Genomic DNA, 21,658 nt, shown 5'->3' on the forward strand with positions numbered 1-21,658 from the left:
TCTGGCCTTTCGGCTAAACGCGCGGCTAATGCAACTTTGGTCCGTGCTTCGGGAGTCGCTTCGCCCATGACCAACGCCGTTTCGTCGCCGGTTCGTCCACGCGCAGCTGTCATCCTGGCCGCCGGCCAGGGCACACGGATGAAGTCGCCGACGCCCAAGGTGCTGCACCGGATCGGCGGCCGCACGATGCTGGACCATGCGATCGACACCGCCGAGGCCCTGGGCTGCCAGCGCATCATCGTGGTGGTCGGCGCCCACAGCCCGCAGGTCGGCGAGCACGCCCGCAAGCGTCTGGGCGAGGGCGCGGCGGTGGTGCAGGACCCGCCCCAGGGCACCGGCCACGCCGTGCTGGCCGCGCGTGAGGCCCTGGCCGATTTCGACGGCGACGTGGTGGTCACCTATGCCGACTGCCCCCTGCTGACCGCCCGGACCATCGAACCGCTGTTCGCCGTGCGTGAAAAAGGCGCCGACGTCGCCGTGCTGGGCTTCGAGGCGGCCAATCCCACCGGCTACGGCCGCCTGATCCTGGCTCCGGGCCATGTGCTGCTGCGCATCGTCGAGGAGAAGGAGGCCGACGACAGCGTCAAGCAGGTCAGGCACTGCAATTCCGGCGTGCTGGCCGCCGACCGCGCGATCCTGTTCGACCTGCTGTCCCAGGTGCGCAACGACAACGCCAAGGGCGAATACTATCTGACCGACGTGGTGGGCCTGGCCCATGATCGCGAACTGTCGACCCGCGCGGCCTTCGCGCCGGAAGCGGCCGTGCAGGGCGTCAACGCCCAGGGCGAACTAGCCGCCGCCGAGGCGGTGTGGCAGGCCGCCCGCCGATCCGCCTTCCTGGTCGAGGGCGTGACCATGCCCGCCCCGGAAACCGTGCACCTGTCGTGGGACACCAGGCTGGCGGCGGGGGTCACGGTGGAACAGTTCGTGGTGTTCGGACCTGGCGTCAGCGTCGCGGCCGGCGCGGTGATCAAGGCCTTCAGCCATCTGGAGGGCGCGACGGTCGGGGAGGGGGCGCTGATCGGTCCCTATGCTCGTCTGCGGGTCGGCGCGGACATCGGTCCGGACGCCCACATCGGCAATTTCGTCGAGGTCAAGAAGGTCAAGGTCGGGGCCGGCGCCAAGGCCAATCACCTGTCGTATCTGGGTGACGGCTCGATCGGTGCGAAAGCCAATATTGGGGCCGGCACGATCTTCTGTAACTATGACGGTTTCGACAAGTTCGAGACCCATGTGGGCGCGAACGCCTTCATCGGCTCCAACACCGCCCTGGTGGCGCCGGTGCGGGTCGGGGTCGGGGCGATGACGGGTTCCGGCTCGGTGATCACCAAGGACGTCGAGGACGGCGCCCTGGCGCTGAGCCGCGCGCCGCAGAACGATAAGACGGGCTGGGCGACCAAGTTCCGGGCCATGAAGGCGGCCCAAAAAGCCAAGGCGAAGGCAAAGAAGGATACGAAATGAGCGCCGACGATCAGAAGCGGATTTCGGGCGAAGCGGCCGCCGAACTGGTTGAAGCCGGCATGATCGTGGGCCTGGGCACGGGTTCGACTGCGGCCTGGTTCGTCAAGGCTCTGGCCGCGCGCAAGCTGGACATCCGCGGCGTGCCGACCTCGGAGGCCACCGCCAACCTGGCCCGCGAGCTGGGCATCCCGCTGGCGGCCCTGGACGATGTGAAGTCCATCGACCTGACCGTCGACGGCGCCGACGAGGTCGGGCCGGGCCTGTCGCTGATCAAGGGCGGCGGCGCGGCCCTGCTGCGCGAGAAGCTGGTCTGGGAGGCCTCCAAGCGCTGCGTGGTCATCGCCGACGCCGCCAAGAAGGTCGATCACCTGGGCAAGTTCCCGCTGCCCATCGAGGTCGTGCGCTTCGGCCACGTCCACACCGGCCATCGCCTGGCCGACATCGCCGCCGAGTTCGAGCTGCTGCCGCCGCGCCTGCGCATGGCCGACCGTGGCATCGTGGTCACTGACGGCGGCAATGTGATCTACGATCTGCCCTCGGGCGTGATCGCCGAGCCGGCCGCCCTGGCCGCGGCCCTGAAGACCGTGACCGGCGTGGTCGACCACGGCCTGTTCCTGGACCTGGCCGACGAGGCCCTGATCGGAACCGACCAAGGGGTGGTCAAGCTGGTCCCCTAGACCCATATCCGCCCTCTTTCAGGCTCATGGCCAAGCCGAGCCCGACCCTGTGATCCCGGAGCGCCGTGATGGCTGAGTACGACTTCGACCTCTTTGTCATCGGCGCCGGTTCGGGCGGCGTGCGGGCCGCGCGCCTGGCCGCGATGAGCGGCGCCAAGGTCGCCGTGGCCGAGGAATACCGGGTGGGCGGCACCTGCGTGATCCGCGGCTGCGTGCCCAAGAAGTTCATGGTCTACGCCAGCGAGGTCACCAGCCAGCTGAAGACGGCCAAGGGCTACGGCTGGACGATCGGCGAGGCCAGTTTCGACTGGAAGACCTTCCTGCACGACAAGGACGTGGAGATCGCGCGGCTGTCGGGGATCTATGTCACCAACCTGCAGAAGGCCGGCGCGCATCTGCTGCACGGGCGGGCCCAGATCGTCGACGCCCACACCGTCGAGGTGCTGCCCAAGGCTGGCTCGAAAGACGCCGGCCGCTACACCGCCCGCAAGATCCTGATCGCCACCGGCGGCCGGCCCTGGAAGCCGGATTTTCCGGGCGCGGAGCTGGGGATCACCTCGGACGAGGCCTTCCATCTGCCGGAATTGCCCAAGCGGGTGATGGTGGTGGGCGGCGGCTATATCGCCGTCGAATTCGCCAGCATCTTCAGAGGCCTGGGCGTGGAGACCACGCTCTGCTACCGCGGGGCCAACATCCTGCGCGGTTTCGACGACGACGTGCGCTCGCACCTGGCCGAGGAGCTGGAGAAGCGCGGGATCAAGGTGGTGCTGGGCTGTTCGCACGAGAGCTTGGTGAAGACCGAGACCGGTCTGCTCAGCACGTTCAACAACGATCTGACCTTCGAAACCGACGCGGTGATGTTCGCCACCGGCCGCGAGCCCTATGCGGCGGGACTGGGCCTGGAGAAGGTTGGCGTGACGCTGAACGAGCGCGGCGCGATCGCGGTCGACGCGCATTCGAAGACCAATGTCGACAACATCTGGGCGGTGGGCGACGTCACCGACCGGATCAACCTGACGCCGGTGGCGATCCGCGAGGGCGCGGCCTTCGCCCAGACCGAATTCTACGACAATCCCACCACCTTCGATCACGACATGGTGGCCTCGGCGGTGTTCTCGCAGCCGCCGGTCGGCACGGTGGGCATGACGGAAGCCCAGGCGCGCCACGCGTTCGGCAAGGTCGACATCTACCGCGCCGTGTTCCGTCCGATGAAGAGCACCTTCTATGGCGGCCAGGATCGTTGCCTGATGAAGCTGGTGGTCAAGCAGGACGACCAGCGGGTGGTCGGGGTGCACGTCGTGGGACCTGACTCGCCGGAAATCATCCAGATGGCGGCCATTGCGGTGAAGATGGGCGTGACCAAGCCGCAGTGGGATTCCACCTGCGCGGTCCACCCGACCCTGGCCGAAGAACTGGTGACCATGCGCGAGAAGTACATGCCGTCGGAAATGGGAAGCGTATGACCGCACCCTCCTTGCTCGCGCCGAGCATCCTTGAGGACGCCCCGACGCGACGCACGCCCTGGCTGAGCGGAGTGGCGATCTTCGTCGCAATCATGACGCTGTTGCTGGCCTATCTGGCGCCGCTGGGCTTCGCGCCGCTGCTGGCCCTGGCGGGGCTTCTGGCCTTGCCTAGCCTCAAGTTGAGCCGCGCCGCCGCGCCGCCTTTGCTGGTTCTGGTGCTCCTGACCCTGTGGGCGGCGGTCAGCATGGCCTGGAGCCCCGCGGCGGTCGATGCGTCCAAGCTCAAGAGCTACGACGACATCGAGGGTTTGACCGCTCTGAAGCTGTTCCTGCAGCTGGCGACCTACGGCGCGGCCGTGGTGGCCCTGCGCGGCCTGTCCAACGCCGGCGCGCGACGCGCCGCGGCTGTTCTCGCTTACGGCATGGTGGGGCTGGCCGGCCTGGCCGCGCTCGACTCGTTGAGCGGCGCGACGATCTACCAGAAACTGCATGCCGTGACCGGCGAGGCGATCCGTCCGGACTTCGCGATGGTCAAGGTTTCTCTGTCCACCTATGTCATGGCGCTGTTGTTCTGGCCCGCGGCGCTGACCCTGTCGCGCCTTCGACGACCCGCCCTGGCCTGGCTGCTGGCGGGGGGGATCATCGTCGCCTCGGCGATCTGCAGTTCGGACGCCTGTCTGGCGGCCCTGGTGGCGGGCGGGCTGGTCTGGCTGCTGGTGTATTTCGTCGGGCAGCCGGGAGCCAAGGCTCTGGTCGGACTTGTGTCCGCGCCGTTCGTGCTGGCGCCCCTCGTTGTGCTGACGGGCGTCCAGACCGGAGCCATCGCCTGGTTGCACAGGCTGGTCCCGGCCTCTTGGGACGCGCGGCTGAACATCTGGACCTTCGCCGCCGACCATGTTCAGAGCCACCCGTTCCGGGGCTGGGGACTGGACGCCAGCCGCACCTTCGGCGCGGCGATCCTGCTGCACACCCACAATGCCCAGCTGCAACTGTGGCTGGAGCTCGGCGCCATCGGCGCCGCCCTGGCCGGCGTGTTCTTCGCCTGGCTGGCGTACGGCGTGGTTCGATTGAACGAGCGGTCGAGAGCCGGCGCGGCCATGGCCGCGGCCGCCCTGGTCAGCTATCTTGTGATCGGCGGCTTGAGTTTTGGGGCTTGGCAGGAATGGTGGCTGGCCCTGGGCGCCTTGACGTTGATCGCGTGCGGATGGGCTCTTGCATTCGTCGAGCCTTAATGGGCCGATTTGGACGAACTTGCCCCGCCAGCGTGATTTCTTCAGCCTCGCCGCAATGATTTTGCCATTTGATCGCGGTTAGGATAAAAGCCGCTCCCTTTTTAGAAGTTCGAGACTTGTCATGACCAGCCGTTGGACCCCGTCGTCGTGGAGAGCCATGCCTGCGAAACACGTACCGACCGATTACCCGGACATGGGTGCGGTCGAGCGCGTCGAGCAGACTCTTCGTCAGATGCCGCCGCTGGTTTTTGCGGGTGAGGCCCGTCGCCTGAAGTCGGCCCTGGGCGAAGTGGCCGAGGGGCGCGCTTTCCTGCTGCAAGGCGGCGACTGCGCCGAGAGCTTCAAGGAATTCCACGCGGACAATATCCGCGACACGTTCCGCCTGATCCTGCAAATGGCGGTGGTGCTGACCTTCGCCGGCGGCAAGCCGGTGGTGAAGGTAGGCCGTATCGCCGGCCAGTTCGCCAAGCCCCGTTCGGAGCCGATCGAGACGATCGACGGGGTGACCTTGCCGTCCTATCGCGGCGACAACATCAACGGCATGGAGTTCACGCCCGAGGATCGCATCCCGGATCCGGATCGCCTGCTGCGCGCCTACGGCCAGTCGGCCGCGACGCTGAACCTGCTGCGCGCCTTCGCCAGCGGCGGTTATGCCGACCTCTACAACATTCACCGCTGGACGCTGGGCTTCGTGGGCGACAGCCCGCAGGGCGCGCGATACCGCGAGCTGTCGGAGAAGATCAGCGAAGCCCTGACGTTCATGGCGGCGGTCGGCGTCACGCCGGAAACCCAGCCCGACCTGCGCCGGGTCGAGTTCTTCACCAGCCACGAGGCCCTGCTGCTGGGCTTCGAGGAAGCCATGACCCGCGTCGATAGCACCTCGGGCGACTGGTACGACACCAGCGCCCACCTGCTGTGGATCGGCGAGCGCACCCGCCAGCTGGACGGCGCCCACATCGAGTTCATGCGCGGCGTGAAGAATCCGATCGGCCTGAAGTGCGGACCGACCATGGAAGGCGACGATCTGCTGCGCCTGATCGACGTGCTCAACCCGCTGAACGAGCCGGGCCGCCTGACCCTGTACGGTCGCTTCGGCTCGGACAAGATCGCCGACCGTCTGCCGCGCCTGATGAAGGCGACCAAGGCCGCCGGCCGTTCGGTGGTCTGGGCCACCGACCCGATGCACGGCAACACGCTGAAGGCCTCGACCGGCTACAAGACCCGACCGTTCGACCGGATCCTCTCGGAGGTGAAGTCGTTCGTCGAGATCGCGCACGCCGAGGGCGTCCACCCCGGCGGCGTGCACCTGGAAATGACCGGCCAGAACGTCACCGAATGTCTGGGCGGCGCGCGGGCGGTGTCGGAAGGCGATCTCGCCGACCGCTACCACACCCATTGCGATCCGCGGCTGAACGGCGAGCAGGCCCTGGAACTGGCGTTCCTGGTGGCCGAGAAGCTGAAGTCGGCGCGCGATGATCAGCGGCGACTGGCGACGGGATAACGGCGTTCGTTGGGGCTGGCGAAGCTATTCCATGGGGAGTAGCCTCCTTCCTCGGAAGGAGGCTACTCCGATGGACAGTCCCGTTTTCCCCCATCGGCGCACGGTGGCGCTTTGGGCTTTAGCGATGGCGCCGGCCTTCGGGGCCCGCGCGTTCGACCTGTCGGCCAAACCCCTCACCGACGCCCCTACGGTGCATTCGACACAGGTTCTTGATTCCGCGGGCCGCCTTACGGTCAATGCGAGGGTCAATGGCAATGGTCCTTATCCCTTCATGATCGACACGGGGGCCAGCGCCTCTGTGATCGCCAACGACCTTGTGGCGGCTCTGAACCTGAAGGCCGACGGCACGACCAAGCTGCACGGCATTGCCGGCGTCCAGACCGCCGACACCGTGAAGATTGACGAGATTTCGATCGGACGCCGTACGCGTCGCGATCTGGTGATGACCTTGTTGCCCGCCGGCCAATTGGAGGCCTCCGGCATACTTGGATTGGATTGGTTGGGCTCTCAGGGCCTCCTGCTCAACTTCATCGGCGATGAAATGAGCGTGGGCGCGGGGCAGCCCTATTCCGACGGCCGCACCATCTCGGTGCCGGTCGGCGCGCGTCGCAGCGGACTGAGCCTGCTGCGAGGCGACGTGCCGGGCGGCCATGTCTTGGCCTTCGTGGACACCGGTTCGACCACGACGGTCGGCAACCTGGCCCTCATGAACCTGGCCCTGGCCAATCGGGGGATCGTTGGCGACTGGAGCGACACGATCCTGCGCAGCGTGACGGGGCAGATCCTTCCCGGCCGATTCGCCCAATTGCGGAGCCTGGAACTGGGCGCGGTGCGGATGCGCAATGTGCCGGTCGTGTTCGGCCAAGTGCATACCTTCGCCTATTGGGGCATCGACGACAGACCTGCCATGCTGATAGGCGCCGACGTCCTGCGTGCGTTTGCTTCCGTTTCACTCGATTTCTCACGCGGACAGGTGCATTTTCGCGTCCGCGACACGCGAGGGACATAACGCCAAGGCGCTCTTGACCGGCCGCTCGCCGCTCTCCAATGGTTGTTTGAACGGAGTGCGTCGATGAGTTTGCCGGCCAGGTTGAAACGCGAGTTGAAGTTTCTGAAGGGACTCTCGCGCACGCTTAAGCGCGTGAAATCCATCGCGCCGGAAAGCACCAACCTGATCTGCGACGATCTGGAGGCGGCGGTCGACAAGTGGCGCGACAGCCAGGCCATCGTGTTCGAAGGCCGCTCGATCACCTACGCCGAGCTGGACGCCATCGCCAATCGTTACGCCCACTGGGCCAAGGGGCAGGGCATCACGCGCGGCCAGACCGTGGCCCTGTTCATGCCCAATCGCCTGGAATATCTGGCGATCTGGTACGGCTTGTCGAAAGTCGGGGTGGCCACCGCCCTGATCAACAACCAGCTGACCGGCCCGGCCCTGGCCCACTGCCTGAACATCTCGCTGGCCCTGCACTGCCTGGTCGATCCCGAGACCTCGCCGCTCTTCGAGCAAGTGAAGGATGCGCTGAACCGTCCTGTCCAGCAGTGGGTGCTGGGCCCCGCCCAAGGCGACCAGCGCGATCTGACCAATGCGCTGAAGAGCTGCAGCCAGCTGCGGCCCGACCGCGTGACCGCCCGCGCCGGCCTGACGGCGCGCGACACCGCGCTCTACATTTTCACCAGCGGCACGACCGGCATGCCCAAGGCCGCGCGCATCACCCACATGCGCGCCCAGCTGTATATGCGCGGCTTCGCCGGCTCGACCGACGCGCGCGCCACCGACCGCATCTATGTGACCCTGCCGCTCTATCACGCCACCGGCGGCCTCTGCGCCATGGGCGCGGCCCTGCTGAACGGCGGGGCGGTGGTGTTGCGCAAGAAGTTCTCGGTCACCGCCTTCTGGGACGACGTGGTCGCCAACAACTGCACGATGTTCGTCTATATCGGCGAGCTGTGCCGCTACCTGGCCAACCATCCCGAGACGCCCAACGAGCATGCCCACAAGATCCGACTGATCTTCGGCAACGGCCTGCGTCCGGACGTCTGGGACACGATGCTGGACCGCTTCAGGGTCGGCGGCGTGCTGGAGTTCTACGGCGCGACCGAGGGCAATGTCTCGCTGTTCAACTTCGATGGCCGGCGCGGCGCGATCGGTCGCGTCCCGGGCTATCTGCGCAAGAAGTTCAACATCCGCATCGTCAAGTTCGACGTCGAGAGCGAAACGCCGGTGCGTGGCCCCAACGGCTGCTGCATCGAGGCCGCGCCTGGTGAGGTCGGCGAGTGCATCGGCCATATCGCCAGCGACGCCCGCTCGAACTTCACCGGTTACGCCGACAAGGCCGCCACCGAGAAGAAGATCCTGCACGACGTCTTCGAGAAGGGCGATTCCTGGTTTCGCACCGGCGACCTGATGCGGTCCGACAGCGACGGCTATCTCTATTTCGTCGACCGCATCGGCGACACCTTCCGCTGGAAGGGCGAGAACGTCGCCACCAGCGAGGTGTCCGAGCGTCTGTCGGCGGTCACCGGCGTCCAGGAAGTCAACGTCTATGGCGTGCCGGTCGGCGATCTGGACGGCAAGGCGGGCATGGCCTCGCTGGTCGTCGAGCCCGAGTTCGAGATCGGCGACCTGGCCGAATATGTCGATCGCGAGCTGCCGACCTACGCCCGGCCGATCTTCGTGCGCCTGCAGCCCCATATCGAAACCACCGGCACCTTCAAGTACCGCAAGATCGACCTCGTCCAAGACGGCTTCGATCCGACCAAAACCAAGGATCCGCTCTATTTCCGCGATCCCAACAAGGGCTATGTGAAGCTGACCAAGGCGGTTCACACCAAGATCTTGGCGGGCGGCTACAAGCTGTAGGCCGCCGGGACCTCATCGTCGCGGTCGCGCAGCGATTGAACGGATGGCGCTTCGTGGCTATATGGCCGTGACTGATCGCGGGTCACATGTGTGGCGACCCGATAAATCCAGCAATATTTCAAATGGATAGGTTGATATCGCCATGCTGTTGACGATGATGAAGGCCAAGCTTCACCGGGCCACCGTCACCCAGGCCGACCTCGACTATGAAGGCTCGATCGCCATCGATCGCGATCTGCTGGACGCCTCGGGCATCCTGCCCAACGAGCAGGTCGACGTGCTGAACATCACCACCGGCGCCCGCTTCACCACCTACGCCATCGAGGCGCCGCGCGGCTCCAAGGTCATCGGCGTCAACGGCGCGGCCGCCCGTCTGGTGCAGAAGAACGACACGGTGATCGTCGTCACCTACTGCCAGATGCCGGCCGAGGAGGCCCGCAACTACGCCCCCACCGTCGTGCTGCTGGAAGACGGCAACCGCATCAAGAAGGCCGCCTGAGCATGCGCCCCGCCGTCTTGTTGATCGCGGCGGGGCTGGCGCTCGCCGCCCCTCTGACGGCTTGTTCGCCGAAGCTGCCCAAGGGCGTGGACGAACAACACCTGTCGAACGCGGTCGGACGCGCCATCGGCGGGCCCAACACCTGCGTGCTGCTGGCGAACAAGGCCGGCAAGGTGGTCTGGACCGGCGGAGGCTACGTCACCTGCGCCCGCAATCTGCCTACCTGCGGCGGAGCCATCACCACGGCCCAGGCTGTGCTGAAGGATGCGGTGGGCAAGCCGGCCCGCTTCGTCAGTTGCCCCTCGGGGCCCGGCGTCAACACCGTCGGCTGGGCCATGGGGCCCGTGCCGGTCGGCGCGGGCAAGCCGGATCTGGGCCTCTCCTACGTCGCGGTGATGGAGGGCGAACGCGCCCTGCCGGGCCGCGAGGTGCAGGAGCGGGTGGAAGAGGCGTTCGAGAAGGCGGGTCTCTGACCTTTCCTCCCCCTACGGTCGATGTGAAAGGGCAAGGACGATGACCATCGATCCGGACTGGCTGGCGGCCTTCCTGCGGGACGAAAACCTTCCCGCCGACTTTGCCGAAGAGATCGCGCGCTTGCACGGGCCCCTGTCGGCCCGGATCGCGGCCGTGGCTATGGGGCCGGCCTTCGTGGTCGGGATCTGCGGTCCCCAGGGCTCGGGCAAGACCACGACCGTCCGCGTCCTGGCCGCGCTGCTGGAGGCGCAAGGCCTGAAGGTCGCCACCCTGTCGCTGGACGATCTCTACCTGCCGCTCGCCGACCGCGAGGCCCTGGCCCGTGACGTTCATCCATTGCTGCGCACGCGCGGTGTTCCCGGGACCCACGACGTCGCCCTGGGCTTGGCGGTGCTGGATGACCTGGCGGGGCAGGGTGGGGCGAGGCTTCCGTGCTTCGACAAGGCCAGCGACGACCGCGCGCCCGTCGACGCCTGGCCCAAGGTCGCCGGGCCGATCGATGTGGTGCTGTTTGAAGGCTGGTGCGTCGGGGCGCGCCCGGAGCCGGTCGAGGCGCTGGCCCGGCCGCTCAACGCCCTGGAGCGCGAGCGCGATCCGGACGGGGTCTGGCGCGCCTATGTCAACGCCGCCCTGGCCGGCCCCTATCGCGCCCTGTTCGCCCGCCTCGACCTGTTGGTGCTGTTCACCGCGCCGGACTTTGACATGGTGCGGGCCTGGCGCGGCGAGCAGGAGGCCAAGCTGCGACGCCGGCTGGCGGAAAAGGGGCAGGGCGCGGGCCGCGCCATGAGCGACGATGAGGTCGCCGTCTTCATCCAGCATTACGAGCGCCTGACCCGCCATATCGCCCGCGAAATGCCCGCCCGGGCCGACCTCGTGATCGCGCTCGACGCGGACCGCCGTTCATCGATCATCTGACCTGTCATTCGGTCGCGCGGCACGGCGTCGCACTAGATGTAGTAGGGCTGGTTTGGGATCCCCCCAGTGCTAGCTTCCCCTTGCCGGCGAAAACGACTCATCGCGGTCGCCGGCGCGGTGGAGATTTGGATCATGAACGCATTCTTCGGCGGGCCTTATTCGACCCACGCCAAGCGCGTCGCGATCTGGAACAGGGCCGCCCCGATCCCGGGTTGCGACAAGGCGATCTGGCGCTGCGACGACCATGGGCGGGTCATCCGCTGGTCCGACTATGATGATCGTTTCTCGCGCTATGGCTGGATGATCCTGAGCGAGCGCCGAATCCTCAGCCGGCCCAGCTCCAGGCCGGTCCATGTCAGCCAGGCGGACCGATCCGACCCCGGATGGCTGCATAAGGCCGCCTAACGGGCGGCTGTCGCCTTTCCTTGATTTTTTGACAAGCTTGCTTGACACGATCGTGACAATATAAGACAAGTTTCCTTGTCATAAAGATGAGGAGGCTTGTCATGCCGGACGATGTCGCATCAGGCAGCGCGCTGAAGAAGCTGGGTCTGTTCGCCGCCTTTTTCCTGGCCATCGCGCTGTCGATCTGGATCGGCAAGCAGGGCTTGGTCTGGGCCTATGTCGGCGGGCTGGGCACCGTGGCCGCGTCTTTGGCCTTCGCCCTGCTGTCAAACCGGCTGTTTCGGCGCGAGAAGATCCGGGCGCCGATGCGTCGCTACCTTCTGCGGTTCGGCGTCTCGATAAGCGCCTATGTGATCCTGCTGGTGACGGCGGTCTGGCTGGGACGCCAGGGACTGGCCGAGGGGCCGTGGGGGTACGTGATCGCGCTGGCCCCGTCGGTGGGCGTTCTGGGCGGCATCGCCAGTGTCGGTCTCTATCTGGCCGAGGAAACCGACGAGTTCGCCCGCACGACCCTGATCCAGAGTCTGCTCTGGGGCACGGCCGGCACGCTGAGCGTCGCCACGATCTGGGGGTTCCTGGAGACCTTCGACAAGGCGCCGCACGTGCCCACCTGGGCGACCGTGCCGGTGTTCGCGGTCTTCATGGGCCTGGCCCAGGCGCTGGTCGCCCGCCGCTATCGCTGACGGAAGGCCGACATGAAGAACCGCCTCAAGGTCCTGCGGGCCGAGCGCGACTGGAGCCAGGCCGACCTGGCCGAGCGCCTGGAGGTCTCGCGCCAGACCGTCAACGCCCTGGAGACGGGCAAGTACGACCCCAGCCTGCCGCTGGCCTTCAAGCTGGCCCGGCTGTTCGGCTTGCCGATCGAGACCATCTTTCAGGACGAAGCCTGACCTGACGCCGCCGCCGCGGTCGCGAGCCGGCGACGGGACCTAGTCGACCAAATCCATCGTCTTCCATCAATCGGCGCGCCGCCGAACCCTGGCGCACGCCTATCCATCAGGAGTTTTCCAATCATGACCTGTCGTCGTCCTTCCTTTCGCTTGATGATCATCTTCCTGGCCGTACTGGCCGCCAACGGCGTGTTCGGCCGGGTCCATGCGGCGCCCATCGCGGTTCCCTCGGCCGCCGCGCCCCGGTTCACCGTCGAGGTGACGGGGCAGGGGCCCGACGTGATCCTGATCCCGGGCCTGGCCTCCTCGGCCGCCGTCTGGGACGACACCGTCAAACAGCTGCGCGGCCGCTATCGGCTGCACGTGATCCAGGTCGCCGGCTTCGCCGGCGCGCCCGTCGGGGCCAACGCCGAGGGGCCGGTGATCCAGCCGACCGTCGACGCCCTGGACGGCTACATCAGGTCGGCCAAGCTAAACTCGCCGGCCGTGATCGGCCACTCGATGGGCGGGCTGATGGGCCTGATGCTCGCTCGTCAGCATCCCGAGGACCTGGGCCGCCTGATGGTCGTCGACAGCCTGCCGTTCTCCGCCATGCTGTTCTCGCCCCAGGCCACGGTCGAGGCGGTGAAGCCCCAGGCCGCCGCCATGCGCGACATGGCCGAGACGTCCTCGCCCGAAGCCTGGGCCGCCGGCCAGGCCCGGACCATGACCCGCCTGGTCAAGTCGCCCGTCGGTCTGAAGTCGGCCACTGAGGCTTCGATCGCCTCGAACCCGTCAGTGACGGGCCGCGCCCTCTATGACGACCTGACCACCGACCTGCGCGGCGACATCGCCTCGATCAAGACCCCGACCGTGATGCTCTATCCCTGGGACGAGGCGACCGGCGCGCCCCAGTTGGCCTATGACGCCCTCTACACCGGCGCCTACGCCCCGATGACCTCGGCCAAGGTCAAGCGCATCGACGGTTCGCTGCACTTCATCATGCTGGACCAGCCGGCCGCCTTTGCCGCCGAGGTGGAGAGCTTCCTGAAATAGAGGCGGCTTGCCGGTCGGTCCCAGGACCGGAACAGTGGCGGCATGATGATTCTGCTCGGTCCGGTCCGCCGCCTCGCTCTCGCCCTCGTCGCGCTTCTGGCGATGGGGGCGAGCCCCGTTCTGGCCGAGCCCGCTCTGTGGGTGATCAAGGACAAGGACTCGACGATCTATCTGTTCGGCACGATCCACGTGCTCAAGCCTAACACCCCGTGGCGTTCGCCGAAGATCGCCAGGGCCTTGCAGGGCGCCGACGATGTGGTCATGGAGATTGAGCAACCCGAGGACGCAACAAAGACCCGTGACCTGATGCTGAAATACGGCGTCGACCGGACCTCGCCCTTGTCAGGCAAACTCAAGCCGGAATCCTACGCCAAGCTGCAGGCCGCCGCCCAGGCCATGGGTTTGCCGCCCCAGGGCCTGGAGCCCATGCGGCCCTGGCTGGCGGCGCTGACGGTGTTTCCGGTTCCGCTGCTGCGGGCCGGCTACGATACGGAGAGCGGGGTGGAAAAGCTGCTGACCGCCCAGGCCAAGGCGGCGGGCAAGCCGATCTCGGCCTTCGAGACCCTGGAACAGCAGGTGCGCTTCTTCGCCGACATGACCCCGGCCCAGGAAATCGAACTCCTCGAATCCACCCTCGACGAGATCGACGGCGGCGCCGCGGAGGTCGACGCCCTGGTCGCCGCCTGGACATCAGGCGATCAGGCCGAGCTCAAGCGCCAGATCGTCGACGAGATGCGCGGCGATTATCCGGACCTCTACCATCTGCTGCTGGTCGACCGTAACCGCGACTGGGCCCGTCAGCTCAAGAGCAAGCTGAACGGGGCTGGCGTCAGCTTCGTGGCGGTGGGGGCGGGGCACCTGGCGGGTCCCGACAGCCTGCAGGCGCAGTTGGCCAAGCTGGGCGTCAAGGCCGAGCGGGTGGAGTAGGGACGTTCCGCCGTCCGGTTGCCGAACCGTGTTTTATTTGCGAGTCATTTGCATTCTCAATTCTCGATCGCTATAGCGCTCTGGCCGGCACGGCGCCGGTGTTTTGAAGCGAGCGGCGTTTCCGTGCGGCTGTTTTGCCGGGAGCCGTGTGATCGGGGGTTGTTATGGTGTTGAAGGCAATGTTGCTCGCGGGCGGTGCGTTCGTGGCGTTCGCGTCGCCGGTCATGGCGCAGACGACGCAACAGGCGTCCGACGAGACCCGCGTCGACGAACTGATCGTGACGGGGTCCTACACCCTCAATGAGCGGATCGACACGGCGACCGGCCTTGGCCTTTCGCTGCGCGAGACCCCGCAATCGGTCACGGTCGTGACCGCCCAGCGCATCCTCGACCAGAATATGCAGAGCGTGGCTGACATCGTCACCAACACGGTCGGCGTCTCGGGCAACCAAGTCGACGACGTGCGCAACACGTTCAACGCCCGCGGCTTCGAGATCAAGAACTACCAGATCGACGGCGTGCCCACGGGCTGGACCCTGGCCGGCGGGGCCGGCGAGACCATGGCCGACGTCTCGATCTACGAACGCGTCGAGATCGTCCGCGGCGCGACCGGCCTGATGACCGGCGCCGGCGATCCTTCGGCCTCGATCAACCTGGTGCGCAAGCACGCCACGGCCACGCAGCTGCAAGGCTATGTGTCCGGCAGCCTCGGCAGCTGGAACAACCGCCAGATCCAGGCCGACATCGCCGGCCCGCTGACCGCCGACGGCAAGATCCGCGGCCGCGCCGTCGCCAAGTACGAGAAGGGCGAGAACTTCATCGACTGGTACAAGAACGAGAAGAGCGTTCTGTACGGGGTCATCGACGCCGACCTCACCGAGAACACCCTGTTGCGCGTCGGCGGCAGCCAGCAAAAGGGCGCCCCGAACGCGCCGGCCTGGGGGGCGCTGCCCACTTTCTTCTCGGACGGCACGGTCGCCGTCTGGCCGCGCTCGAAGACCGCCTCGGCCGACTGGAGCTATTGGGACACCACCAACCAGAACGTCTTCGCCAACCTGCAGCACAGGTTCACCAACGGCTGGTCGCTGTCGGTCAACTACAACTGGGCGCGTAACGCCCAGACCACCGAGCTGCTCTACATGTCGGGCCTAATCGACAAGGCCACCGGCAATTGGCAATACGCGGCCTACCCCTACCGGGACGACGGCGAGAGCATCCAGAACAGCGTCGACGTCCAGCTGAAGGGCGACTACGCCCTGTTCGGCCGCCAGCATGAATTTGTCGCGGGCGCGCTGCACAGCAAGCAGCATCTGACTACAGACACCTTCGCGGCGGACCCCTCGACGGTGGCGCCGGCGGGCAGCTTCTACACCTGGACCGCGATCCCGCACCCGACCTTCTCGAAGGTCGGCTCGCCGACCGTCGACCAGACCATCAAGCAGACCGGCTACTACGCCGCCACGCGCCTCAACGTCACCGACGCGTTCAAGGTCGTGGCTGGCGCGCGCCTGGCCAGCTGGAGTCAGAAGGGCTTCAACTACGGGACCTTCGACTTCGGCGATGACAACGTGTTCGTCCCCTATCTGGGCGCACTCTACGACCTCACGCCGAACCATCGCCTGTACGCCAGCTACACGGAAATCTTCCAGCCCCAGAACGCCCAGGACTACACCGGCGCCTATCTTGACCCGATCACCGGCGAAAGCGCCGAGATCGGCCTGAAGAGCGCCTTCCTCGACGAGCGGCTGCAGACCACCGTGGCGGTCTTCCGGATCGTGCAGGACAACCTGGCCCAGATCGATCCCGACGCCAGCCACATCGTCCCTGGATCGACGCCGCCCGCGCGCGCCTCGATCCCCGCCGAGGGCGCGACCAGCAAGGGCTTCGAGCTGGAAGTGATCGGCAAGCCGGCCACGGACTGGAACGTCAGCTTCGGCTACAGCCAGTTCGAGATGGAGGACGCGGCCGGCGTCAAGGTCAACACCGCGTTCCCGCGCAAACTGGTCAAGCTGTTCACCACCTACCGGCTGCCCGGCGCGCTGGACGGCCTGGTCGTCGGCGGCGGCGTCAACTGGCAGAGCACGGCCTATTCCGTCAATGAGGGCTCTCCCTTCCGCTTCGAGCAGAAAAGCTACGCCCTGGTCAGCCTGATGGCCCGCTATGAGCTCAACGAGCAACTGTCGCTTCAGGCCAACGTCGAGAACCTGACGGACAAGACCTATTTCGCCCAGACCGGCTTCTACAGCCAGTATCGCTACGGCCAGCCGCGCAACTACACGGTCAGCCTGAAGTACGCATTCTAGGCCTGATCCCCGCCCGCGGAATTCTCGGAAGTCCGCGGGCGGGGCCCCTAAAGAACGCCCCAAAGAACCATTGAGAAGACAAGCCAGACCGGCTAGACGGGCTCAGCGCTTGGACGGCGCGGCTTTCTCCGTCCCTGCGGGCGTAGCTCAGAGGTAGAGCGTCTGCTTCCCAAGCAGAATGTCGTGGGTTCGATTCCCATCGCCCGCTCCAACGCCTTCCATCGCCTCTTCCAGCGTTCGCCGGGAGGACGGATTTGGGAGGTGCTTGCGCCCATCCCGCTAAACTTGATACTTCGCGCCCTGAAGCGACGGGGTCGGCTTGCTGGTCGGCCCCGTCGTCGCTATTTCGCGCCCTTACTTTCCCCAGACAGACGAGACCACGCCCGTGGCGAAACCGGCCAAAGCCATCATTCTCAGCGCCGGCCAGGGCAAGCGCCTGTCGCCGCTCACCGATACACGCCCCAAGTGCCTGGTCGAGCTGTCGGGCCGCACCGTGCTGCACTGGCAGCTCAAGCATCTGGCCGAGGCGGGGATCACCGAGGTGGTGGTGGTGACCGGCTTCGCCGCCGACACTGTCGAGAAGGAAGTCGCGGGGCTCGACATTCCGGGCCTCAAGGTCCGCACCCTGTTCAATCCGTTCTACGCCCTGACCGACAACCTGGCGACCTGCTGGTTGGCGCGCGGCGAGATGAGCGGCGACTTCCTGCTGCTGAACGGCGACACCCTGTTCGAGGCCCCGATCGCCGAGCGGCTGATGGCGGCCCCGCCGGCCCAGATCACCGTCACCATCGATCGCAAGGCCGCCGGCTATGACGCCGACGACATGAAGGTGCTGACCGAGGGACTCAGCTTGCGCGCCATCGGCAAGACCATCGACCAGTACGACGCCGAATCGATCGGCTTCCTGCGCTTCGATTCCGAGGGCGCGGCCCTGTTCACCCGCATCGTCGAGCAGGCCCTGCGCACCCCCGAGGGCCTCAAGCGCTGGTATCTCAGCGTGATCAACCAGATCGCCCAGGACCACGACGTGGTCCGCACCCAGTCGATCGAGGGCCTGGAATGGGCCGAGATGGACTTCCCCGAAGACCTGCCGGGCAATCGCGCCCTGGCGGCCAAGTGGGTCGCGGCGGGCGAGTAGACGGCTCTTCGGGATCTATTCGGCCGAACGCTTGGCGTTCCAGTTGAACAGAAAGTTCCGATGTTCCGCCCAGGTCTGGCCCTGCACCTCGTCGCCGATCAGGCACGCGGCCGTATGATAGGGGCCCTTGCCGTCGGTGGTGCGGAAGCTGACGCAGGTCCGGCCGCGAGCGGTCTTCCAGCGTCCCGCTTCGATCGTGCTGTCGTAGAAGGATCCGCTCACCGAGCCGTCATCGGCCAGCACCAGGTCCATAGCCTTGACGTAGGGCTTGCCGGGCTGGGTGGACAGGTCGACCAGCCATCGGCCGTCGAGCGGCGTGGCCGCTTGGGCTCCGGTCGCGGCGATTGTCAGGACCCCGACACCCCAGATCAGCGCGCGCCACATTTCGGTGTCTCCTGCCGACCAGCTCAATCAGCGTTGGCGCAGCCTAGAGCGAAGGGTCGATAGGCGTAAGACGTAAGGCCGCCTCTGCCCGAGAGGAGGCGCAGCGTGCGCCACTGTGGCGCCGGCGCCGCTAAAATCAGCCAAGATGTGGCCGTCGTGCGACCGTCATTAGACAGTCGCATAACCCTCGTATAGGCCAGGACATCTCCACTGAAGTAAGTGGTTTCTTAAAAGGGGGTGGCCAATTTGGACCGATAACCCTTTGGAAAAATTCAGTTTCCATCTCAGTCCTGGCTAGAGGTCTTTATGCCGAACTTCCGTCTCCGTAAGTCTGGTCTTCTGCTCGGCGCGGGCTTCGCCGCCTTGTGCTTCGCCAACACCGCCTTGGCCCAGGAGGCGTCCTCGACGGCTCTGGACGAGGTCGTGGTCACGGCCGAGCGTCGGTCGGAAAACCTGCAGAAGGTCCCGGTGTCGGTGGCCGTGGTCGGCGGCGACCAGCTGCGCGCCATCCAGGGCGGCGGCGACGACATCATCTCGCTGTCGGGCAAGGTTCCCAGCTTCTACGCCGAAACCACCACGGGCCGGATCTTCCCGCGCTTCTACATCCGCGGCCTGGGCAATATCGACTTCTACCTCGGCGCCTCGCAGCCGGTGTCGATCATCCAGGACGACGTCGTGCTCGAGCACGTGGTGCTGAAGTCCAACCCGGTGTTCGACGTGCGGCAGGTGGAAGTGCTGCGCGGCCCGCAAGGTTCGCTGTTCGGCCGCAACACCACCGCCGGCATCGTCAAGTTCGACACCATCCGTCCGTCCGAAACCCTGCAGGGCCGCGCCAGCGCCTCGTACGGCACCTACGGCACGACCACCTTTGACGGCGGCATCGGCGGCCCGATCGCCGACAAGCTGATGTTCCGCGTTTCGGCGCTCTACCAGCACCGCGACGACTACGTCGACAACACCTTCGCCGGGACCAGCGCCGACGGCACCGTCACCCCGCAGAAGAACGCCATGGGCGGCTTCGACGAAAAGGACGTGCGGGTCCAGCTGCTGGCCACGCCGACCGAACAGCTGACGGTCCTGGCCTCGGCCCATGCCCGCAACTACGAGGGCACCTCGACCCTGTTCCTGCGCCAGGCGCTGACGAAGGGCTCCAACAAGCCTAACGCCCCGCGCGACAGCGTCGCCTTCGACGAGGCGGCCAACAATCCGCAAGCCTATGACACCCAGGGCGCGTCGCTGAACATCGGCTACGACTTCGGTCCGGTGACCCTGACCTCGATCAGCGCCTACGAGACGACCAACGGCTACAGCCGGGGCGACACCGACGGCGGCGCGGCGGCCAACTATCCGGTCGGCGGCCTTCCCAACGGCTTTGGCCAATCGATGGGCCAGGTCCGCGACCTCGACCAACTGACCCAGGAAATCCGCCTGGCCAGCAACGGCGACGGTCAGCTGAAGTGGCAGGTGGGCGCGATGTACTTCGACTCGCGCGACACCACCGACTTCTACCAGCGCGCCTATTTCCTGAAGCCCGGCACGACCGGCTACAACCCCAACAACTGGGTCGAGCTGGACAACCTCAACACCTCGTGGGCGGTGTTCGGCCAGGTCAGCTACAAGCTGACCGACGCCCTGACCATCACCGGCGGCCTGCGTGACACCTACGACGCCAAGAAGACCAAGCTGGTCAGAACGGCCAACACGGCCGCCAACGCCGTCACCTATGCCGGCCGTCGCTATGTGCGCCTGTCGGACGAGCAGGTCAGCTGGGACCTGAGCGCCAACTACGAGGTCAACCCCGACCTGAACCTCTACGCCCGGGCCGCCAAGGGCTTCCGCGGCCCGACCATCCAGGGCCGCTCGGCGGTGTTCAACACCGATTTCACGACGGCCGACTCCGAAACGATCCTGTCGTGGGAAGCCGGCTTCAAGAGCACTCTGCTGGACAACACCCTGCGCCTGAACGCCTCGGCCTTCACCTACGAGGTCAGCGACATCCAGTTGAACGGCAACGACTCCAACGGCAACGGGGTGCTGTTCAACGCCGACAAGGCCAAGGCCTACGGCCTGGAGGCCGACGCCGAATGGCGTCCGATCTCGAACCTGACCCTGACGGCCGGCCTCAGCCTGCTGCACAGCGAGATCAACGACAAGCGCGTCTACGCCCAGGTCTGCGGTCTGAACAGCGCCATCGTCTGCACGGTCAACAGCCCGACCAAGGCGATCGTGGGCGCCTTCGGCACCAGCTTCTACACCCAGATCGACGGCCAGCCGCTGCCCAACGCGCCGAAGTACAACTTCAGCTTCACGGGCCGTTATGACGTGCCGGTCGGCGCCGACGGCAAGCTGTTCATCGCCACGGACTGGAACGTCCAGGGCTATACGAACTTCGTGCTCTACGACACCGAGGAGTTCTACTCGAAGGGCAACTTCGAGGGCGGGCTGAAGCTCGGCTACGAAGGCGGCGACGGCGCGTATGAAGTGGCCCTGTTCGGCCGCAACATCACCAACGAGAAGAACCTCAAGGGCGTCATCGAGAACTATATGGCGGCCGTCTACAACGAGCCGCGCATCGTGGGCATTTCGGTCAGCGCCAAGCTGAAGTAGTCCACGCTCCGACTTTCGACCTCTCGAGAACCCCGTCGCCGACGCCGCTCCAGCGGCGCCCGGCGGCGGGGTTTTTCGTGTCGAAGGAAGCGTAGTCTCTAGGGGAGACGGAGGGGGCTCACCCCTCGACGATCGACCGCACCAGGTCCAGGTCGGCGGGCTTGTCGACGTCCACCGCCGCCAGGCCGTGCCGCGCCCGGACGGCCGCCGCCTTGACCCCCGCCAGGCGGCCGATGCGGGCCACCATCTCGTCCAGCGTCATCAGGCCCAGCAGGTAGCGGACCAGCATGACCGGTCCGAACAGGGCCGCGATCTTCCACGGCTGCTTGCGGTGCTTCTCGACCGTGCGCCACAGGTCGATGGCCCGCAGGCTGGCCGGGGTCTTCAGGTAGAACAGGTTGCAGCCCGAGTAGCGGCCGTCGCGGAACGCCAGATAGGTGCGCTTGGTGGTCGGGGCGGCGGCCTGGACCAGGTGTTCTTCGCCCAGCAGGATGGCGATGTCGGCGTCGGCCGGGGTGTCGGCCATGAAGTCGGTCACCCATTCGGGCCGCAGCAGGGCGTGATCGACCGTGGTGACCAGCAGCGGCGTGCCCATGGCCACAGCGCCCTCGTGGACGCTCTGGCTGGGGCCTGAGGCCGAGGGCAGGCGTGACAGCGTCGCCCGGGTCCTCTGCGCCTCCAGGGCCGCTTCCAGGGCCTTGTCGTTGGTCGAGACGCCGATGCGCCCGGCGCCGGCCTGGTCCAGCGCCGTCAGCACCCGGGTCAACAGGGTCTGGCCGCCCAGGACGATCAGGCCCTTCTGGCTGACGCCGGCATAGTCGGCGACGGGATCGACCCCGCCGCGCGAGCCGGCCAGCACAAGAGCCTGGAAGGGCGCCCCCACC

The 21,658-nt window shown here is 66.5% G+C and carries 20 protein-coding genes and 1 tRNA gene; 19 read left to right on the forward strand and 2 right to left on the reverse strand.

The window, feature by feature from the left end:
* Positions 1-66: 66 nt before the first annotated feature.
* From glmU to WAL33_RS07585, 18 genes are all read left to right on the forward strand, one after another.
* The gene (gene glmU / locus WAL33_RS07500) at positions 67-1,461 is read left to right on the forward strand and encodes a bifunctional UDP-N-acetylglucosamine diphosphorylase/glucosamine-1-phosphate N-acetyltransferase GlmU (RefSeq protein WP_422180022.1); all 1,395 of its coding nucleotides are present in this window, start codon (positions 67-69) and stop codon (positions 1,459-1,461) included.
* Positions 1,458-2,138 (forward strand): ribose-5-phosphate isomerase RpiA, encoded by a 681-nt coding sequence (rpiA, locus tag WAL33_RS07505; RefSeq protein ID WP_422180024.1) that lies wholly within the window; start codon positions 1,458-1,460, stop codon positions 2,136-2,138. The genes glmU and rpiA overlap by 4 nt, the downstream gene beginning before the upstream one ends.
* A 68-nt stretch (positions 2,139-2,206) precedes the next feature.
* The gene (gor, locus tag WAL33_RS07510) at positions 2,207-3,601 is read left to right on the forward strand and encodes a glutathione-disulfide reductase (RefSeq protein ID WP_422180026.1); all 1,395 of its coding nucleotides are present in this window, start codon (positions 2,207-2,209) and stop codon (positions 3,599-3,601) included.
* Entirely contained in the window at positions 3,598-4,833 is a 1,236-nt protein-coding gene (locus WAL33_RS07515) for an O-antigen ligase family protein (protein ID WP_422180028.1), read from the forward strand. Before gor ends, WAL33_RS07515 begins: the two co-directional genes overlap by 4 nt.
* A 121-nt stretch (positions 4,834-4,954) precedes the next feature.
* Entirely contained in the window at positions 4,955-6,334 is a 1,380-nt protein-coding gene (locus tag WAL33_RS07520) for a class II 3-deoxy-7-phosphoheptulonate synthase (protein ID WP_422180030.1), read from the forward strand.
* Between the two features lie 70 nt (positions 6,335-6,404).
* Positions 6,405-7,343, forward strand: a complete 939-nt coding sequence (locus tag WAL33_RS07525) for an aspartyl protease family protein (RefSeq protein WP_422180032.1) — start codon at positions 6,405-6,407, stop codon at positions 7,341-7,343.
* Positions 7,344-7,406: 63 nt separating this feature from the next.
* The gene (locus tag WAL33_RS07530; protein WP_422180033.1) at positions 7,407-9,197 is read left to right on the forward strand and encodes a long-chain-acyl-CoA synthetase; all 1,791 of its coding nucleotides are present in this window, start codon (positions 7,407-7,409) and stop codon (positions 9,195-9,197) included.
* Between the two features lie 142 nt (positions 9,198-9,339).
* Positions 9,340-9,696, forward strand: coding sequence for an aspartate 1-decarboxylase (gene panD, locus WAL33_RS07535; RefSeq protein ID WP_029915369.1), 357 nt, complete (start codon positions 9,340-9,342; stop codon positions 9,694-9,696).
* 2 nt (positions 9,697-9,698) lie between these two features.
* Positions 9,699-10,169 carry a hypothetical protein gene (locus tag WAL33_RS07540; RefSeq protein ID WP_422180036.1) on the forward strand — a complete coding sequence of 157 codons (471 nt, stop codon included), beginning with the start codon at positions 9,699-9,701 and terminating at the stop codon, positions 10,167-10,169.
* Between the two features lie 40 nt (positions 10,170-10,209).
* Positions 10,210-11,085, forward strand: coding sequence for a kinase (locus WAL33_RS07545; RefSeq protein ID WP_422180038.1), 876 nt, complete (start codon positions 10,210-10,212; stop codon positions 11,083-11,085).
* A gap of 132 nt (positions 11,086-11,217) precedes the next feature.
* Positions 11,218-11,490: a hypothetical protein gene (locus tag WAL33_RS07550; RefSeq protein ID WP_422180040.1), complete on the forward strand. Its 273-nt coding sequence runs from the start codon at positions 11,218-11,220 to the stop codon at positions 11,488-11,490.
* A 101-nt stretch (positions 11,491-11,591) separates the two neighbouring features.
* Entirely contained in the window at positions 11,592-12,173 is a 582-nt protein-coding gene (locus WAL33_RS07555; RefSeq protein WP_422180042.1) for a hypothetical protein, read from the forward strand.
* A 12-nt stretch (positions 12,174-12,185) separates the two neighbouring features.
* Entirely contained in the window at positions 12,186-12,380 is a 195-nt protein-coding gene (locus WAL33_RS07560) for a helix-turn-helix transcriptional regulator (protein WP_422180044.1), read from the forward strand.
* A 123-nt stretch (positions 12,381-12,503) separates the two neighbouring features.
* Positions 12,504-13,415 carry an alpha/beta fold hydrolase gene (locus tag WAL33_RS07565; protein ID WP_422180046.1) on the forward strand — a complete coding sequence of 304 codons (912 nt, stop codon included), beginning with the start codon at positions 12,504-12,506 and terminating at the stop codon, positions 13,413-13,415.
* A gap of 42 nt (positions 13,416-13,457) precedes the next feature.
* Positions 13,458-14,342 carry a TraB/GumN family protein gene (locus tag WAL33_RS07570; RefSeq protein WP_422180048.1) on the forward strand — a complete coding sequence of 295 codons (885 nt, stop codon included), beginning with the start codon at positions 13,458-13,460 and terminating at the stop codon, positions 14,340-14,342.
* A gap of 224 nt (positions 14,343-14,566) precedes the next feature.
* Positions 14,567-16,645, forward strand: coding sequence for a TonB-dependent siderophore receptor (locus WAL33_RS07575; protein ID WP_422180050.1), 2,079 nt, complete (start codon positions 14,567-14,569; stop codon positions 16,643-16,645).
* Positions 16,646-16,781: 136 nt separating this feature from the next.
* Positions 16,782-16,856, forward strand: a tRNA-Gly gene (locus tag WAL33_RS07580).
* A 174-nt stretch (positions 16,857-17,030) separates the two neighbouring features.
* On the forward strand, positions 17,031-17,783 hold the full coding sequence (locus tag WAL33_RS07585; RefSeq protein ID WP_422180052.1) for a sugar phosphate nucleotidyltransferase: 753 nt from the start codon (positions 17,031-17,033) through the stop codon (positions 17,781-17,783).
* 15 nt (positions 17,784-17,798) lie between these two features.
* On the opposite strand, the gene WAL33_RS07590 is transcribed toward WAL33_RS07585, so the two are convergent.
* Positions 17,799-18,167, reverse strand: a complete 369-nt coding sequence (locus tag WAL33_RS07590) for a hypothetical protein (protein ID WP_422180054.1) — start codon at positions 18,165-18,167, stop codon at positions 17,799-17,801.
* 306 nt (positions 18,168-18,473) lie between these two features.
* Here WAL33_RS07590 and WAL33_RS07595 point away from each other — a divergent pair, with 306 nt between their 5' ends.
* Positions 18,474-20,774 (forward strand): TonB-dependent receptor, encoded by a 2,301-nt coding sequence (locus WAL33_RS07595; RefSeq protein ID WP_422180056.1) that lies wholly within the window; start codon positions 18,474-18,476, stop codon positions 20,772-20,774.
* Between the two features lie 118 nt (positions 20,775-20,892).
* Here the strand turns inward: WAL33_RS07595 and WAL33_RS07600 are convergent, their stop codons facing one another.
* Positions 20,893-21,657 (reverse strand): nucleotidyltransferase family protein, encoded by a 765-nt coding sequence (locus tag WAL33_RS07600; RefSeq protein WP_422180057.1) that lies wholly within the window; start codon positions 21,655-21,657, stop codon positions 20,893-20,895.
* Position 21,658: the final 1 nt, after the last annotated feature.

The sequence above is a fragment of the Caulobacter sp. genome (genome assembly GCF_049283275.1).
Classification (GTDB): Bacteria; Pseudomonadota; Alphaproteobacteria; order Caulobacterales; family Caulobacteraceae; genus Caulobacter.